Raw genomic sequence first — 14,767 nt, 5'->3', positions numbered from 1 at the left:
ATGAAGACGCTGATGGTTGTTGATCCTAGAATGTGCACTGAGTGCAAGGATTGTATTACAGCATGTAGTGACGAGCATGGAGTTTCAAGGGCAAAAAAGACCTCCACTGTTCCAATCTTCTGCATGCAATGCCATCCTGATAAAGCACCTTGTGCTAGAATATGTCCTACTAACGCCATAAGGGAGGAGGATGGAACTTTATTTGTGGATTACGAAGCATGTATACTCTGCAGACTGTGTATGATTGCATGTCCTGTGGGGATGATTGTTATTGATGCAGAGAAAAAATCAACACAGAAGTGCACCTTATGTATGGAAACAGATAGAATTATTCCTGCATGTGTTGAAGCGTGTAAAGATAATGTTCTCAAGATATTCTCAATTGAAGATCTTGAAGATCTTAAAAATGATACAACATTTGCAGATGTGCTTGAACAAGCTATGAAAGCATATCAGGATAAAATTTAGATAGATTTTCTGTCTTTTTTATTTTTTTTATTTTTTTGTAAGCTTTTTTTTGGATCCAATAATTTTAGATCTTGAATTTTGATTCCTTCATTTTTCAATATTTCAACCTTCATTGGAGTTCCTCCTCTGAAGTCACCGATTTTTCCATCTGATCTAATTACTCTGTGACAAGGGATTAATATGGGGAATGGGTTTTTACCTATGGCTGTTCCAACTGCCCTGTAAGCATGGCTATTCAGTAATTTTGCGATTTCTTTATAAGTTCTTACGCTACCACAGGGGTATTTTTGCAACTTCAAGAATTACATCCTTTTCAAAGGAAGTATTAATTGTTGATTCTTCAATATCAAGAATTTCTAAATCAAATTTTACATCTCTTCCATGATACATTTTACAAATCATCTCTGCAGTTTCATAGTATTGATCTGAAACTAAAAATTCAGGATGATATTTTGCTATTTCAAATATTGCGTCTTCTTCACTCTTTTGGGGTAGTGATATTCGTATTATTTTTCCTCTTTCTGAATATCCTACTGCAAAGTATAGATTTTCATTTTTGTGTGTAGAAATTATTGTGGGATTCTTACTTTTTTTATTCATTTTATCAGGACCTAAGTCATTTATTGAGTATATAAATAAAGTATTCATCTAATTTATTAATATAAATAAGTCTACAGAAGAATAATTAATATTTAACATTTAAATTTAATGATAAAATAAATTATGATTTTTGTATGTTTAAGAATTTTGTATGTGGAAACTGTCAACTATAAAATCAATGTCTTCGTTGAAAAGTTCGAAATTTTCATGTTCCCCAGCAAACCATAAATAAAATAATAAATCCTTCTTTTTAAAAGCAATTATCATTATTTTTGTAAGGGATACCTTGTGTGGATTTTCGCCCACTAATATGATAGCATCCATATCCTTGGCTTTGAATTCCATTTCTGATATGATCTTGCTGTTTTGCATTAAGAATACATTTTTCAGTATACCTGAAAACTCTTTTACTTTGATATCCTCTGCCTCTTCAAGTCTGTTAATTGAGAAGTTAATTGCATTGTTAGCAACCCCTCCCTTAATAACTTTTTTTTCATCTGTTGTTTCAATTATCTCCCAGCTATGAGGGTAATCAAATGAAATTTCTCCATTTTCATAGTGCACAATCCATGATCCTGTACCTTTGGTTTTAATTGTATCAAGAGCATTTTCAGCTTTGAGTCTTACATAAATATATTTATCATCAAGAGCTTTAATCAATGGTTCCACTGCTCTTTCATCTCCTATTTTCCCAAGAGCTTCTATAATACGACCTCGAACATATTTGTTCTGATTTTTATTGTTCAGTGTTTGAATTAATGGACTTACTGCTCTTTTATCTCCAATTTTTCCAAGTACTTCGGCAACCCTTGATTTTGTCTGCCAATTATCAGTCTCAAAGGCTTTTAATAATGGTTCAACAGCAGAAGTACCTATATTTCCCAGGGCAATAATAGATTTCCATCTCACATCACCATCTTCATCATTTAAACCTTTCACAAGGGGATCTATTGCTCTTTCATCCCCAATTTTTCCAAGTGCAACTGCAGCATACTTCCTTACATGCCAATCTTTGTCATTCATGGATTTTAATATAAAATCAAAAGCTCTTTTATCACCAAGATCTCCTAAAGATATTGTAACAGTCCTTCGTACTGTCCAGCTTTCATCATTAAGGGCATGTATCAATGGTTCCACTGCAAGAGGGTCTCCAATCTTTCCAAGTGCTGCTGCAGCTTTCCACCTTACCTCTTCATCTGTGTCTTCGAATAAAGCTTTTATTAAAGGTTCAATAGCCCTTTTATCTCCAATTATTCCTAGAGCTTCTGCTGCATTTTCTCTAACAGCTATTAATACTGTATATTTGTCTTCCCATTTTTCATAGTTAAGAGCTTCTATAAGAGCTTCAACTGCACTTTTATCACCTACCTTTTTAAGTGATACTGCAGCTTGCTTCCTAACAATATGATCTTCATGTTTGAGGGCTTTAATTAAACCCTTAATATCTTTTTTGGCTTCTAGATCATCTATATTAGGTTTAAACTCTTGTTCTTTAGAATCCATCAGTGTTGTTCACATCCTTCAAGATATTAAAGTTCATAATGATCTCTTTATACTTAATATGTATTCTTTTATGGATAAATAATTTAGGATTTATCATTGTAGTAACCACATAAATTGAAACTATTTTGGATTAATTTTTTAAAAAGAAATAGAATGTATTATAATAGCTCTGTTAAGAGCTTCATAAGATTGGGATGTTTTCCAACAAATTTTAGTACAGATATCTTAGATATAGCTTCCAGATCCTGAGTTTCAATAAATTCTGCAAGTGCATTCATATCATTATCATTTAGTTTATCTGCCATTCTACGATATTTAACAGATTGATCAAGGGTTTCCCCTATTTCATCTCGCCATTTTTTATGGTAGCTCTTTAAGAATTCTGATGAATAATCATTATTTTGTACTGCTTCTGCTGCAATCTCTCCAGCAATCCTTGCACATGAGATTGTGGGATGGATTCCACCACCAGTAATCGGGTCTACCTGTCCTGCTGCATCACCAACGACTAAAAATCCATCTGTATATGTTTTATCTATTGGTCCTGAAACAGGTACTCCTCCGATATTTAGTTCTACAGGAGTTGCATCTAAATCAGAAACATATTTGTTAAGATAGTTGATAGCAGTTTCAACTGAACTTCGAATACCCACTCCAACATTTGCAATACCATCTCCTTTAGGAAATATCCATAAGTATCCTCCTGGTGCAATTTTTTCCCCAAAGTAAAATTCTAAGACTCCAGGATCAACATCCATTCCTACCATCTCGTATTGGGCACAAGAACAGATCAGATCGGGGTTGTGATGGGTTTCAATGCCTGCTAATCTAGCCATATTAGATTCAATACCGTCAGCAGCTATCACAACATCGGCGCTTATTTCAATTGTTTCTCCCAAGTGTTTTGCTACAACACCACAGACCTTTTGATCTTTTATTATTAAATCTTTAGCTGTTGTTTTAACCATAATGTCTGTTCCTGCTTTTGCAGACTCTATTGCAAGTTCTTTATCAAATATTTTACGATCTATAACCATCCCTTCAGCAATATCTCCATCATATTTGATTCTTCTCCCATCTGGTGCATTAATGTATGCACCTTTAATTCTTGAACGAATGTATCTTTCAGATGGCTTTATTTCAAGGGTTTCAAATGTGTTATATGTTACACCTTCAGCACATTGTACAGGACTTCCAATTTCTTGCCTTTTCTCAATCATAAGGACGTTAACATCGGATTTTGACGCGAATAAGGATGCAGTTGAACCTCCTACTCGTCCACCAACTACCACAACATCATATTCCAATTTTTTCATTGGCTACCTCCAATGATCAGTGCTCCAAGAGGACACACAATTACACAGTTTCCGCATTCAGTGCATCCTTCTTTAATATGCAATTTACTTTCTTCCAATTCAAGAACATTTTCCGGGCATACTCCTACGCAGCAACCACAATATCCACAATTTTCTGATAAGATATCCATTCTAATCACCTTTAATAAGTTCAATATAGTTATTTATTGGTATAAGATTCTTATATATCTTATGTTTTTATCTTAAATCCTTATTAAGTTTATTTAATGCGATTAAATTGATATCAAAGAGAATATGTGGGGATAAAGTAATATTTATAAATAATAACACTTTTTTGTTTGGTTAGAACTAATATTTAATATTTTAATATATATTATTTTGAGTTTAATCTCTGAAATTTAGCTTTGAAAGGTAATAAATTGATTTATCTTTAGTGAAACCGTTAACTTAATATATGATGTAAACTAACTTCGTTTGTATGCAGGGGTGCCCGAGCTGGCCAAAGGGGGTGGACTTAAGATCCTCTGGCGTAGGCCTACGTGGGTTCGAATCCCATCCCCTGCACTTTTATATCAATTTTGTAACCGCTTAATCTGTAAAATTTTAAATTATACATTTATTAATAATTTAATAATGCCTCAGTGGCTCAGGGGTAGAGCGATGCCTTGGTAAGGCATAGGCCGGGGGTTCAAATCCCCCCTGAGGCTTAAATTTTTTTATGTTTTTTTAATTGATTATAAATGGTTATCAAATTGAATACTATTTAAATAGGATTTAAAGGTGAATTAATTTGCAAAAAAAGATAATACAGGTATCGGATATACATTTCGGGGAAAAAACATTTTCACAAGACCTCAAAAATAATTTATTAAAGCAGGTTACCGATGAAAACCCTGATCTGATCATTGTGTCTGGTGACTTAACAACTCAGGGCTATGTACATGAATATAATGATGCATCCACTTTTCTTGATGAATTAGAGTCTATTACAGAGATCCATGTGATTCCAGGTAACCATGATGCTAGAAACGTTGGTTTAGTCCATTTTGAAAAACAGGTTGGGGAACGCAAATTTATTCATAATGATAAAAGTGGAGGATTTGCAATAATAGGGTTAGACTCATCAGAACCAGATATAAATGATGGACAAATTGGCGTTGATCAATTGGAATGGTTAAAAAATGAACTGAATAAAATTCCGGATGACATATGCAAGATAGTGACTTTTCACCACCATTTACTTCCAATCCCTCAAACAGGTCGTGAAAGAAATATTTTATTAGATTCTGGAGATCTTTTACGAGTGTTCACGGATTATGGTGTTGATTTTGTATTGAATGGACATAAACATGTTCCTAACGTTTGGATGCTTGAAAAGATGGTAACACTAAATTCCGGTACTGCAACAACCAGAAAATTGAGGGGACACACATATCCTTCATACAACGAACTTTTAATAGATGAATGTGGAATATTTGTGAACCTGATAAATACAGAAACTGGGTACAAGAAAGAATTAGCTAACTATTCTGTAGAAGTAGATGGAAATGAATATAGTATATGCTCTTATAACCATAACACACTTCATTTGCCTTAAGGCATAGTCATGCCCATTTATACAATTTTTTTTAATAAGTATAATAATTTAAAATAAATAAATTATTTTACAAAAATTCATAATTGCAATTCAATAAATTTAAATAAAAAAGGTTAATAAGATTTTAAGGTAATGAAACTAAGATTTAAAGTGATAAAACATGTCAAAAACATTGGATGTAGCGATGGCAGGAATCATCGCTGGAATTGTGGCTTATGCCACATCAATACTTGGAATTGGGGGAACAGTTATTGGGGCAGTATTAGGTGCTATTCTCTATCAGATAATGTCACATTTATTTAAAGCCCCATTGGAAGGAATTAGAACTCAAAATGTAGAGGCCAGAATAGTCTATACGATCCCCCTTATTTTGATAGTTGCGATAGAAATATTATTCGTATTTGCATTACTTTACTTAAAACCTGGAAATTTCTTTTACATTCTCGAAAATGCAACGGAAAACAACTTATTCCGTTCTATTGGTGTTGGACTTATCATAATGGGACTTTATCCCATAATACAACCAGAAAATATTAAAAAACTTTATGGATATATAATAATAATAGTGGGTATCATAGTACTTTTAGGAGGTTTTGCAGACTTTAATACTCCTATCACTGACCTTTATTCGGTGATATTTTCAGAATTAGGAATCATTATATCACTTATGGTGATTGCTGCGCTTAGCTATGTTATAATAGCCATAACAAAAGAATCAGTTACAATAATTAATGATAAAAATGAAACTGATTTTGAGAATTATGAAAAAATTGAGGATGAGGATGTTAAGTATAATAAAAAGTTAGATTATTGGTTTAAAGATAGTAAGAAGGGAAATGATCCCAAGATTAATAACGATGATGAGACCAAAAGGGATCATGATATGAGGTAAAAGTGATTTAAAATGAAACGATCTAACAGCACGTTGAAAGCCATACTTGATGTAATATTACATGACAATCCCTCAACTCAGGATGAAATAGCTGAAAAACTTGGATTGACTCGAAGATATGTTACTAAATTACTACAGCCCCTTGTTAAACGTGGTGTTGTTAGAAGAGCATATATTCTCGATTTGAAAAAGTTTGACGAATTTTCAGAAATGTTTGATGAAGAAAAAACTTCAAGAGAATACGCTGGAGCGTATCTCATAAAAGATATGTTAAAGAACATGGTTGAACACGTTTGCAAACAGTTTGATATGTCATTTGAATCTTTTGTAAATTATAATGATGAGATGGCTAATAAAGCACTTGAAATGGATTATATTAGTAACAACATGCATGAAAAGGTTCGTTCTTCAGTTGATACAGTTATATCAATAAATCCCTATTCTGAATTTAGTAAAACAATGGTATTCAGTGAAGTTGCTTACGATCTTGAACGTATTGCAGATCACACCTGTCATATTGCCAATTTTGTATTAAATGGTTGTTATGAAGTCGATCCAGAGATGTTAGAGGTACTTAACTCTATGTACTTAACATCACGAAAAATGGTTAAATATTCAATGCAAGGATTTTTAAACGAAGAATTAGATTTAAAAGAAAAAGTTATGGATTATGAAGAGAAAATTCATGAACTCCAGAAAAAAGCCCTAAACAACATCGCAATTCAAATGGCTGAAGATGATGTAATGGATAAGGATCGTTCAACATATTATTTAACTTTATCTAGAGTGGTTAAAGCATTTGAAAGGATTGGAGATATATCTGTAGAAATAATCGATACTGCTGGCGAATTTTACAGAAATATACCTAGAACAACCACACCTGAACGTTTCAGGAGAAGATCTTTAGAATAATATTATTATAAAAGAAGGGAGAATCTATAATGGAAGATATAGATAGATTCATGAGTATATTTGATAAATCTCCAATAGGAATTCTTTTTTATAATGAAGAAGGTAAATTAATTGATATTAATCCATTTTCATTTAAAATTTTAGGAATATCTAAATTAGATGATGTTTTAGGGGTTAACCTATTTGGAATTTCTAATTTTGTTCCAATAAAAGATACATTATTTAAAGAAGGATTAGTTAGGTTTCAAATCCCATTGAAAGATTTTGGAAATGGTAAAGTTGAAAGGGATATTGATTTAACTAATTTTGGTAAAGATATAATTGAATTTATTATTTCAGTTGTTGATTCTGGTTTTTTAGTGATGATTCAAAATGTTGGTCCTTCAGAAAAAATCGATATTCCCTACAGTGAAGAGAAGTATTATCGATTTTTTGAGGATGATCTAACTGGTGATTTTATTGCAACTCCCGAGGGTAGATTAATAGAATGTAACAATTCCTTTTTAGAGATATATGGATTTGATAATCGTGAAAGTGCATTGAAATTTGATATCTCAAAATTCAACATAGTTGATTGGATTAACCTCATCAATCAGCTCAAAAATGAGCCTAAGATCAAAGGTTATCAAAGTAGTCATACAAGACCAGATGGTAATATAATTCAAGTGGTTGCTAATGTTGTAGGTATTTTTAATGATTCAAACGAACTTATTCAAGTTAAGGGTTATATTTTCGATGATACTGAAAGAAAAATAGCAGAAGAATTTTTAAAAGAAAGTGAAGAAAAATATCATCGTCTTTTCGATGAAGATTTAACCGGGGATTTTATTGCGAATATTGATGGTGAAATTTTAGAATGTAACCCTGCATTTGCTGAGATTTACGGTTTTAATAGCTGTAGAGTGGCATCTAATTCAAATATTTCAAAGTTTAATCGTTTTGATTGGCCTTATATGGTCACAAGGTTAAAAAAGGAACGCAAACTTTATGGTTTTCAGAGTTGGCAGAGAAGATCAGATGGTTTGAGAATTCACGTAGTTGCAAATCTTTTTGGTATATTTAATGATTCAAATGAACTTATTCGAGTTAAAGGATATGTATTTGACGATACTGAACGTAAACATGCAGAAGAAGAACTTGCACGCAGTAAAAGTCAAATGAGGGAGATTTTGGACAGTATACAGGACATTTTCTTTGCTTTGGATCATAATTGGAATTTTATTTATATTAATCAATATGCTGCTGAATACTTTGGAATAGAACATGATGACTTAATAGAACAAAATCTATGGGAATTATTTCCAGAATTCATAGGAACAAAATATGAAGAGTTATTCCGCAGTGCAATGGAATCAGATGAAATCCAACACTTTGAAGCTCGAGGTATTAAAAACTCTGATCAATGGTTTGATTTTAGCATATACCCCTCTGCTGATGGAATCTCATCATATTGGAAAGATATAACCGAACGCAAAATATTAGAAGAAGAATTAAGACAAGCCCGGGATCATTTAGAAGAACAATAAAATTGATATAATTAAAGGGAAAATTAAAAATTTATTTTTTTTACAAATTAGTAAATCTTTTCATGACATTTTGGGCATATTTAGTTTTTACTAGTATAGAAATTTTCATATCTTTTTTTAAAACCATTTCAGGTTTTGGAATTATTAAATTTCCATTTTCATAGACTGCTACAATTAAAAAGTTATCATTGGGACTAATATCACCTATTTTTTTGCCTATTGATTTTTCGTTTTCCAATTTTATATCCAATAATTCTGCATCCCCTTTTCCCATGACAACTAAATCAGCAATTTTAGGCCTTATAATTAATTTTTCAACATAGCTAGCTGTGGTAATTTCTGGACTTACAACAGAGTCAATACCAATCTTTTTAAATGCACTTGAATGGCTTGGATCACTTAATCTGGCTATTATTTTTGTATTCTTAAACTCACTTACGAGGATGGATGCTAATAAATTGACCTCATCATTTCCAGTAGCTGCTACAAAAACATCAGCATCTTCTAAATTTGCTTCTTTCAATACCTTAGCATCTGTACCACTACCACAGATAATCATTGCATCCAATTCAGATGAAGCTTCATTACACAACTCTTGATCACATTCTATCAAAGTAACATCATGTCCATCTGCAATCAAAAATGAGGCCAAATTCCGCCCCATTTTTCCACCACCCATAATTACTACGTACATTTTATAATAACTCCAATATTAGAATATTTAATTTCTTAATTATCTAATATTATTTGAATATAGATTAATAGATTCATTTATGAAATCACATTAACAGGTACTTTAGCTTCTTTTACTACCTTATCTGTTGTTCTTCCAAGCAACAATCTTTCTAATCCATGTTTACCAGATTTTCCTATTATTACCTGATCGATTCCTTCATTGTCAATGGTTTGTAGTATAATATCTGCTGGTTTTCCTTCTTTGATGAGTATTTTGAAGTTAACGTTTTTACATTTACCATTGCATTTATTTTCTTCTATTTCATCTTCAAAGCGTTCTATGGATTGTTTCACGCTTGACCTCAATTCTTCATCTACACTTTCTCTAACATCTGGTTGTGGTATAGAATCCAAGTAATAGGTATCTATCACGTTTAAAATTATTATATCTGCACCACTTATATCTGCAAGGGATATGGCATATTCTCCTGCTCTTTCTGCATTTTTTGATCCATCGGTAGGTAATAATATTTTTTTAGACATAAAAATCCCCCATATAATTTTAATTTTTTTTAATTTTTAATAATTTCAAATATTTTTTAAAAAAAAATAAATAATTACAGAATCAATATTTCTGCAATTAATTCTTATGTTTGTTTATCCTAGGAATGGTTTGGCTATAGTCAGCATTACCACTATGGTTGCTATAATTCCAATTACTACCATTGGAATTCCTGCTTTGAGTATTTCTTTGATCTTCACATAACCCGTACCATATGCCATTGCTACAGTTGGATCTGCCATTGGGAACATGAACGAAAGCGAACATGAAATAGCTACTGGAACAGCATAAATCCCAATAGGTTGTCCCTGAGCAGCAGCTAAAGTAACTGACAGAGGTACTAAAATAGCAGCCAATGCAATGTTAGACATTACCTGGGTGAAAATCACAGCAATAACCATCAACAAGAGCATTATAGCAAGTGTTGAAACATTACTGCCCATCATACCTATTAAATCATGTATAAGCCATGCTGCGGCACCTGTATTTAGCAGTGCAGCTCCAAGAGATAAAGCTCCTCCAAAGAAGATTATTAATCCCCAATCTACACCTTCTTGGGCATCTTTCCAATCTATAACACCAGTGATAAAGTACAAAGCTGCACCAATCAAAGCAACAGAATAACTATCTATACCTGTTATACCTGTAGTTACCCACAAACCAATGGTAAAGAATAATATTGCTGCTGTTATTTTCTCTGTTCTTGTGATAGAACCCATGACATTCATAGCTTTGGTCAATGTTTCTTTTCCACCAACAATTCCATCGGTTTCTGGCGGGAAAATCCAACCTAACAACTTCCACGTTACAAATAACATAAAAATTGCAAGCGGAAATCCAAATATCATCCAATTAACAAATGGAAGGTGTGTGTAAGCTGCAGCCATTAAGTTTGGTGCTGTACCTATTTCAGTACCAAAACCACCTGCTAATGAACCATATGACGCACCTAAAACCATTGCCTTAGCAAAGTTACTGTTACCCTTCTCAGGTTCTTCTACACCAAACAATGGTACAATTGTTTTGATAATGGGAAGAAGCATCGCAAATGCAACAACATTTTCAATCCATGCAGACAAAAGCCCTGTTGAAAAAACAGCCGCAAAAATACTCATACTTGGGCTTGTACCCACCTTAGAGAGCATCCAATAAGTGAAACGCTTAGCAAGCCCACTTTTACCAATGGCCACTGCCAGAATAAATCCACCAATCATCAAGAAGATAATGGGATTAGCAAATCCAATTACGGCATTACTGAAACTTTCAATACCCAATAGGGGTTGTAAAAATAACAGTATTATAGAGGTGACAGCGAGATGCTGTGCTTCACTAGCCCACATTATGATTGCAAAAATCAATAGAGCTATTGCAGCATGACCCGGATAACTCAAGCCAGGTAATGGGACCAGCATGACCAAAATAAAAGCAATTATAGCCAAAGGCATCCCTAAAGTCTTAAAACTAATATTCGTTTTTTATCCCTCCTTAAATTCACAAAATATAACTTACAATATAATATCATATAAATTTATTTCATAATGATTAATCATGATGCATTATTCTAATCGGTTATTAAAAAAAAATAATTTAAACAAGAAAAAATTTTATATCAAAAATTTTAGTCATTAAAATTTTTCAGATTCATACAGGGTTATTGAACTGTCCAATCCATCCTTACTTGATTCAATTATATCTATAGCAGATTGTAATTCATCATCCTTGTATCTTTGATCGGTTACTAAACGATGGATAATAAATCCTATAATGGACAATATAGCCATGAAAATCAGGACATAGAAGATTAAAGCTAATATGTACTGATAAAATGTTAAGTTTTCAAGTGTTAGTAATGATAAAATAAAAACCACTAAAAATGCAAATATAAAACAGCTGGCAATGATTAACAATAATTTTTGATCATCACTCTTATCTTTAAATGAAGAATAGGCTGCTATTGATAATGAAGATCCTGCTAAACTTAAAACTAGAAATTCGGGTATTAATGCAGATATATCCATATTTTAGCTCCATTTGTTAATAACATTCTTGTTTTAACACTTCTTCTTTAGTAATTGGAATTGCAAATTCCATCATTTTATTGAATGTTTGGTCATATTTTTTTATCAATTCTGGTTGGGCTTTTTTTATACCAACAGATCCACGATTTTCGTTGTGTCTGTGAGGTTTTTCAATATATAAACCCTTATCATTAAAAATCATAAAATGTTTTGTAGGCCTTTTTGGCAATATTAAATATTCTACACTTTCATATTTATCGAGAAGAGTATAAATCTCCATCTTGTCCTCACAAAATACTTTAGGTCCACTAATTACTATTATTGATGCAAATTGATGATTAGCTGCGTGTTTTATTATCTCTTGTGTACCTTCACTAAATTCCCCAACAATAACTTTGAGTTTCAATTTATCAAGGGTTTTTCTTTTTTTATTGAAATTTTTTAAATCTTCAATTAGATTGAATCTCCAAACCCTTTTTTTATATCTATCTGGACTGTGAAAAAGGACTATTTCATTTCCATATTGTTCATTATAATAAGGATTATGCCTATAGATCAATTTAATTAAAATAATTACTGAGATGATTGATAAACCCATTAATGCCAATATTATAGTGTAATCAAATTGCATTTTTTCTCCATATCATAACATTAAAAACATCAGTATTTCAAAATCTAATTTTTTTTGATAATTATTTGATATAACATCACTATTTTTAGGCTTTATGTGTTCTTTTTTACACTTGAAGTCTATGTCATTTTACTATATTTCTAATCTCAAATTTGATGTAAGAATATTTTTTTTGATTATAGTGGAATATGGATTTTTGTAATTTTATAGTGTAGATTTTAGTTCTGTGATTTTCCTGAAGGGATCTTCATTTAATATTTCCTCTGTTATATGTGCCAATAACCCGGGTATCCTACCTATTGCAAATATACCACATCCTAAATGCCAATTAAATTTCATGTCAGATAATATTGCTGCATTTGCTCCATCAATATTCATTTTTATTCCTTTATCTTTTAATAATAATTTTTCCATTTCAATCGCAATTTTAAAAAGTTTTCCATCGCAACCACAATTTTGTGCAATTTCTAAGAGTTTTCGTGCCCTTGGATCTTCTGAATGATAACGATGTCCAAATCCGGGTATCTTTTTACCTTGGTCTCTATATTCCTCAATGATGAACCGTGCAGTTTCTGATGCAGATCATTGTAAGCATCGGATATTTTAACTCCTTCCTGAAAAATTTTCATTGCATTTTCTATAGCTCCTGCATGGTTTTCTCCAAAAGCAAGTATTCCTCCAGCAATACAAACATTTACAGGTGAACCAGCAGATGCCATTATCTTGCTGATTGTGCTAGGGGGAGTTATCCCATGATCACAAAATGATACCAATACTGCTTCGAACATTTTTTCATGATTTCCTGATGGTTTTTCACCCTTTAAAAGAAGATAAACCATCTCTGGAAAAGAAAAGTTGCCAATTATTTCCTCCTGAGAAAAACCCTGTGTTTTCAGCATGTTTCTTTCTACTTGAGTTATCGAGGTTCTCAAGTCAGAATTTTTAAGTTTTAACATACCTCTCAATATTTCTTCAGTTATCATGTTATTATATTAAATAAAATGAATAATATTTAAATTTAACCCTTTGGTCTTAATTAAAACACTAAATGTGTAATCTTTAAAAAGAATTGGAAATAATTTATATTTTGCTATGATATTGTTCACATTATGTGTTAATAAAAACACATATAGTAACCTTTATATGTAATTGCACTAAGGTTAGGAATGAGGTGAAATAGGTGGACTCAAAATATATAATCGGAATAATAATAGCAATAGTGATAATAGCGGGCGCATACATGGTATTTGCATCTGGATCTAATAGTAAAAAGATAACAATAGCAGGATCAACATCGGTTCAACCTGTAGCAGAAAAACTTGCACAGGTGTACATGCAGAAAAATCCTAATGTAAAGATCAATGTTCAAGGTGGGGGATCTGGAGTTGGAATTAAAAGTGTAAGCGAAGGAACTGTAAACATAGGTACCAGTTCTAAGGACATTAGTGCCAATGAATCAACAGGTTTAAATCAAAATGTAATAGGTAAAGATGGAATAGTCATTGCAGTCAACACCGCAAATTCTGTTAGTGGTCTCACAGTAACACAGCTGAAGGACATATTCAGTGGTAATGTTACCAACTGGAATCAGGTTGGTGGAGCAAACGCTAAAATAGATGTAATTACCCGTGAAGATGGTTCAGGTACAAGAACAGCTTTCGAAGATCTTGTTTTAAATAAAACTGCCAAAATCAAGGCTGATGCAATTGTTCAAAGTTCAACAGAAGCAGTTAAGCAGTCAGTTAAGGGTGATCCAAATGCAATTGGATTTATATCACTTGCGGACTTGGATTCTTCTGTTAAAGCATTAACTGTAAATGGTATTACACCTTCAGAACAGACTGTTTCAGATGGTACTTACAAACTCCAGAGGCCGTTCATTTTCTTAACCAAAGGCGAACCAAAGGGTGCTGTTAAAGACTTTATAGATTGGGTTATGGGACCTGAAGGGCAGGCCATAATTAAATCAGCAAATGTTGTACCGGCAAAATAGTTAGAAAGAGCTTTTGAAATGGTAAAAATACCATTTCAATTGTATATTTATTAAATTAATCTAAATTAATCGAT

The 14,767-nt window shown here is 32.3% G+C and carries 18 protein-coding genes and 2 tRNA genes; 8 read left to right on the top strand and 12 right to left on the bottom strand.

All coding sequences use genetic code 11. The annotated features are described in order from the left end of the window. Positions 1–468 (top strand): 4Fe-4S dicluster domain-containing protein, encoded by a 468-nt coding sequence (locus tag DL91_RS10030; protein ID WP_048191440.1) that lies wholly within the window; start codon positions 1–3, stop codon positions 466–468. Here the strand turns inward: DL91_RS10030 and DL91_RS10025 are convergent. From DL91_RS10025 to DL91_RS10005, 5 genes are all read right to left on the bottom strand, one after another. Beyond that, the gene (locus DL91_RS10025; RefSeq protein WP_048191439.1) at positions 465–767 is read right to left on the bottom strand and encodes a methylated-DNA--[protein]-cysteine S-methyltransferase; all 303 of its coding nucleotides are present in this window, start codon (positions 765–767) and stop codon (positions 465–467) included. The genes DL91_RS10030 and DL91_RS10025 overlap by 4 nt on opposite strands. Further along, a complete protein-coding gene (locus tag DL91_RS10020; RefSeq protein ID WP_048191437.1) occupies positions 739–1,068 on the bottom strand; it encodes a hypothetical protein in 330 nt (109 codons plus the stop codon). Before DL91_RS10020 ends, DL91_RS10025 begins: the two co-directional genes overlap by 29 nt. A gap of 138 nt (positions 1,069–1,206) precedes the next feature. Beyond that, positions 1,207–2,571 (bottom strand): HEAT repeat domain-containing protein, encoded by a 1,365-nt coding sequence (locus DL91_RS10015; RefSeq protein ID WP_048191435.1) that lies wholly within the window; start codon positions 2,569–2,571, stop codon positions 1,207–1,209. A 158-nt stretch (positions 2,572–2,729) separates the two neighbouring features. Beyond that, positions 2,730–3,887: an NAD(P)/FAD-dependent oxidoreductase gene (locus DL91_RS10010; RefSeq protein WP_048191433.1), complete on the bottom strand. Its 1,158-nt coding sequence runs from the start codon at positions 3,885–3,887 to the stop codon at positions 2,730–2,732. Then, on the bottom strand, positions 3,884–4,057 hold the full coding sequence (locus DL91_RS10005) for a 4Fe-4S binding protein (protein WP_048191431.1): 174 nt from the start codon (positions 4,055–4,057) through the stop codon (positions 3,884–3,886). Before DL91_RS10005 ends, DL91_RS10010 begins: the two co-directional genes overlap by 4 nt. Before the next feature lie 310 nt (positions 4,058–4,367). Between DL91_RS10005 and DL91_RS10000 the strand changes: the two genes are divergently transcribed. The 6 genes from DL91_RS10000 (at position 4,368) to DL91_RS09975 (ending at position 8,814) form a co-directional block, all read left to right on the top strand. Then, positions 4,368–4,451: transfer RNA gene (locus DL91_RS10000), tRNA-Leu, on the top strand. Between the two features lie 71 nt (positions 4,452–4,522). Continuing rightward, positions 4,523–4,594, top strand: a tRNA-Thr gene (locus DL91_RS09995). Between the two features lie 83 nt (positions 4,595–4,677). Further along, complete coding sequence (locus DL91_RS09990; protein ID WP_048191428.1) at positions 4,678–5,484, top strand: metallophosphoesterase; 807 nt, start codon at positions 4,678–4,680, stop codon at positions 5,482–5,484. Between the two features lie 160 nt (positions 5,485–5,644). Further along, on the top strand, positions 5,645–6,376 hold the full coding sequence (locus DL91_RS09985; RefSeq protein WP_231551447.1) for a hypothetical protein: 732 nt from the start codon (positions 5,645–5,647) through the stop codon (positions 6,374–6,376). 12 nt (positions 6,377–6,388) lie between these two features. Continuing rightward, the gene (locus tag DL91_RS09980) at positions 6,389–7,288 is read left to right on the top strand and encodes a PhoU domain-containing protein (RefSeq protein WP_048191426.1); all 900 of its coding nucleotides are present in this window, start codon (positions 6,389–6,391) and stop codon (positions 7,286–7,288) included. Between the two features lie 29 nt (positions 7,289–7,317). Beyond that, on the top strand, positions 7,318–8,814 hold the full coding sequence (locus tag DL91_RS09975) for a PAS domain S-box protein (RefSeq protein WP_052374371.1): 1,497 nt from the start codon (positions 7,318–7,320) through the stop codon (positions 8,812–8,814). 40 nt (positions 8,815–8,854) lie between these two features. Here the strand turns inward: DL91_RS09975 and DL91_RS09970 are convergent, their stop codons facing one another. The 7 genes from DL91_RS09970 to DL91_RS14415 form a co-directional block, all read right to left on the bottom strand. After that, complete coding sequence (locus tag DL91_RS09970; protein ID WP_048191424.1) at positions 8,855–9,508, bottom strand: TrkA family potassium uptake protein; 654 nt, start codon at positions 9,506–9,508, stop codon at positions 8,855–8,857. Positions 9,509–9,585: 77 nt separating this feature from the next. Continuing rightward, positions 9,586–10,032, bottom strand: a complete 447-nt coding sequence (locus DL91_RS09965) for a universal stress protein (RefSeq protein ID WP_048191422.1) — start codon at positions 10,030–10,032, stop codon at positions 9,586–9,588. A gap of 114 nt (positions 10,033–10,146) precedes the next feature. Next, positions 10,147–11,496: a DASS family sodium-coupled anion symporter gene (locus tag DL91_RS09960; RefSeq protein ID WP_048191419.1), complete on the bottom strand. Its 1,350-nt coding sequence runs from the start codon at positions 11,494–11,496 to the stop codon at positions 10,147–10,149. Between the two features lie 180 nt (positions 11,497–11,676). Next, on the bottom strand, positions 11,677–12,069 hold the full coding sequence (locus DL91_RS09955) for a hypothetical protein (RefSeq protein ID WP_048191417.1): 393 nt from the start codon (positions 12,067–12,069) through the stop codon (positions 11,677–11,679). A 16-nt stretch (positions 12,070–12,085) separates the two neighbouring features. Next, positions 12,086–12,700: a hypothetical protein gene (locus DL91_RS09950; RefSeq protein WP_231551446.1), complete on the bottom strand. Its 615-nt coding sequence runs from the start codon at positions 12,698–12,700 to the stop codon at positions 12,086–12,088. A gap of 204 nt (positions 12,701–12,904) precedes the next feature. Next, positions 12,905–13,225 carry a citrate/2-methylcitrate synthase gene (locus DL91_RS14420; RefSeq protein WP_255343966.1) on the bottom strand — a complete coding sequence of 107 codons (321 nt, stop codon included), beginning with the start codon at positions 13,223–13,225 and terminating at the stop codon, positions 12,905–12,907. Further along, a complete protein-coding gene (locus DL91_RS14415) occupies positions 13,168–13,656 on the bottom strand; it encodes a citrate/2-methylcitrate synthase (protein ID WP_255343941.1) in 489 nt (162 codons plus the stop codon). Before DL91_RS14415 ends, DL91_RS14420 begins: the two co-directional genes overlap by 58 nt. 224 nt (positions 13,657–13,880) lie before the next feature. Between DL91_RS14415 and DL91_RS09940 the strand changes: the two genes are divergently transcribed. Further along, a complete protein-coding gene (locus DL91_RS09940; protein WP_048191416.1) occupies positions 13,881–14,693 on the top strand; it encodes a phosphate ABC transporter substrate-binding protein in 813 nt (270 codons plus the stop codon). The last annotated feature ends 74 nt before the right edge of the window (positions 14,694–14,767 follow it).

Origin of the sequence: Methanobacterium sp. SMA-27 (genome assembly GCF_000744455.1) — an archaeon.
Taxonomy (GTDB): domain Archaea; phylum Methanobacteriota; class Methanobacteria; order Methanobacteriales; family Methanobacteriaceae; genus Methanobacterium_B.
Note: the sequence above shows the minus strand (reverse complement) of the source record. Positions and strands in the feature narration are given on the sequence as shown.

What these genes read in the sequence shown, in the direction of transcription:
- DL91_RS09950 (WP_231551446.1), bottom strand. Translation starts at nt 12,700, where the DNA reads ATGCAATTTGATTACACTATAATATTGGCATTAATGGGTTTATCAATC.
- DL91_RS09980 (WP_048191426.1), top strand. Translation starts at nt 6,389, where the DNA reads ATGAAACGATCTAACAGCACGTTGAAAGCCATACTTGATGTAATATTA.
- DL91_RS09955 (WP_048191417.1), bottom strand. Translation starts at nt 12,069, where the DNA reads ATGGATATATCTGCATTAATACCCGAATTTCTAGTTTTAAGTTTAGCA.
- DL91_RS10010 (WP_048191433.1), bottom strand. Translation starts at nt 3,887, where the DNA reads ATGAAAAAATTGGAATATGATGTTGTGGTAGTTGGTGGACGAGTAGGA.
- DL91_RS10005 (WP_048191431.1), bottom strand. Translation starts at nt 4,057, where the DNA reads ATGGATATCTTATCAGAAAATTGTGGATATTGTGGTTGCTGCGTAGGA.
- DL91_RS09975 (WP_052374371.1), top strand. Translation starts at nt 7,318, where the DNA reads ATGGAAGATATAGATAGATTCATGAGTATATTTGATAAATCTCCAATA.
- DL91_RS14415 (WP_255343941.1), bottom strand. Translation starts at nt 13,656, where the DNA reads ATGTTAAAACTTAAAAATTCTGACTTGAGAACCTCGATAACTCAAGTA.
- DL91_RS09965 (WP_048191422.1), bottom strand. Translation starts at nt 10,032, where the DNA reads ATGTCTAAAAAAATATTATTACCTACCGATGGATCAAAAAATGCAGAA.
- DL91_RS10015 (WP_048191435.1), bottom strand. Translation starts at nt 2,571, where the DNA reads ATGGATTCTAAAGAACAAGAGTTTAAACCTAATATAGATGATCTAGAA.
- DL91_RS09970 (WP_048191424.1), bottom strand. Translation starts at nt 9,508, where the DNA reads ATGTACGTAGTAATTATGGGTGGTGGAAAAATGGGGCGGAATTTGGCC.
- DL91_RS10020 (WP_048191437.1), bottom strand. Translation starts at nt 1,068, where the DNA reads ATGAATAAAAAAAGTAAGAATCCCACAATAATTTCTACACACAAAAAT.
- DL91_RS09960 (WP_048191419.1), bottom strand. Translation starts at nt 11,496, where the DNA reads ATGCCTTTGGCTATAATTGCTTTTATTTTGGTCATGCTGGTCCCATTA.
- DL91_RS10030 (WP_048191440.1), top strand. Translation starts at nt 1, where the DNA reads ATGAAGACGCTGATGGTTGTTGATCCTAGAATGTGCACTGAGTGCAAG.
- DL91_RS09985 (WP_231551447.1), top strand. Translation starts at nt 5,645, where the DNA reads ATGTCAAAAACATTGGATGTAGCGATGGCAGGAATCATCGCTGGAATT.